The sequence below is a fragment of the Limnospira sp. PMC 1279.21 genome, from assembly GCF_032349615.1.
GTDB classification, from domain to species: Bacteria; Cyanobacteriota; Cyanobacteriia; order Cyanobacteriales; family Microcoleaceae; genus Limnospira; species Limnospira fusiformis.
Genome location: NZ_JARPLU010000217.1, coordinates 5155 through 6506, shown reverse-complemented (window position 1 = coordinate 6506; position 1352 = coordinate 5155). Strand labels below are relative to the sequence as shown.

General features: G+C 51.2%; 1 pseudogene. It reads left to right on the top strand.

Features of this window, described 5'->3' with window-relative positions:
* Window positions 1-496: 496 nt before the first annotated feature.
* A pseudogene (locus P5683_RS21710) lies at window positions 497-1352 on the top strand (hypothetical protein); the annotation flags it as partial.

The window sequence follows — 1352 nt, the reverse complement described above, 5'->3', positions numbered from 1 at the left end:
GTTTGGCAGTTATCACGGGAAGAACTTTTGGCTCGCTTTTCCCGTGACTTGTGAACCGGGGGGGTTAAGAAACCCGGTTTCTCCGAGTATACCCCATCCCCACAGAGGGAGCGGACAATATCCAAGAGGCGATCGCTTCCTGACAAGGTGCCTGTACATCCTCGTTACCCCTATAGGGCCTCAACACCCCACGCGACCTCGGCTCTGACCCGCAAAACTGGGAAATCGCCGCAGGCTACGACCAGGCCATTTGCGCGGTGGATGCCCAATGAGCTGAGATTAACCCGGTTGCTCGGAGTCGCGGGGTGGGGTATAATCGAGTTGGGGTCGCGCGAGGCTTCACCGCACCGACTACACCGAAACAAGACTCAGGGAGGCGGAACCATGTCGAGTTGGCGTGAGAAATGGCAAAATCTATGGCAGAGGCTCAACATCCTATTATTATTCGCCTCCCAGTCTCCCAGAACCTCCGACCTCACTGTTGAGGGGATATCCCATGAATGAGTATTTAGCAATTTGGGGAGAAATCCTGGAAGCCATAAAAAGCGGGTTAAAGGGGAAAGCAGTTTATTATCCCATTTTCCAAAAATACCAAGATAAACTCGACCTCAATTTTGCCGAAACCATCACCCAATGGTTTCACTCCCAACTTGACCCCGATAATATTGAGAAAAATAAAGTCTTAGCCCTAATCCTTAATGATTTTGCTGTTCATATTTGGGGGTTCCCATTAGGCAGTCAAGCCAATAATGTGGAAATTGCCATCGTCGCTTACCAAGCTGCCTTAGAAGTCCGCACCCGCACTGACTTTCCCGAAGATTGGGCAATGACTCAAATGAACTTGGGGGCTGCCTACTTATACCGCATCCGGGGAGAGCGAGCGGACAATATTGAGGAGGCGATTCGCTGCGACGAAGCCGCATTAGAAGTCTACACCCGCACCGGCTTTCCCCAATATTGGGCAATGACTCAAATGAACTTGGGAGTTGCCTACTCAGACCGCATTAAAGGAGAGCGAGCCGACAATATCGAGACGGCGATTCACTACTTTCAAGCGGCCTTAGAAGTCTTCACTCGCACCGCTTTTCCTGAAGATTGGGCAAAGACTCAAATGAACTTGGGACTGACCTACTTATACCGCATCCGGGGAGAGCGAGCCGACAATATAGAGAAGGCGATCGGCTACGACGAAGCGGCCTTAGAAGTCTACACCCGCACGGCTTTTCCCGAAGATTGGGCAAGCACTCAAATTAACTTAGGGATTGCCTACATAAACCGGATCAAAGGAGAGCGAGCTGACAATATCGAGGAGGGGATTCGCTGCTACGAAGCGGCCTTGGAAGTTTACACCC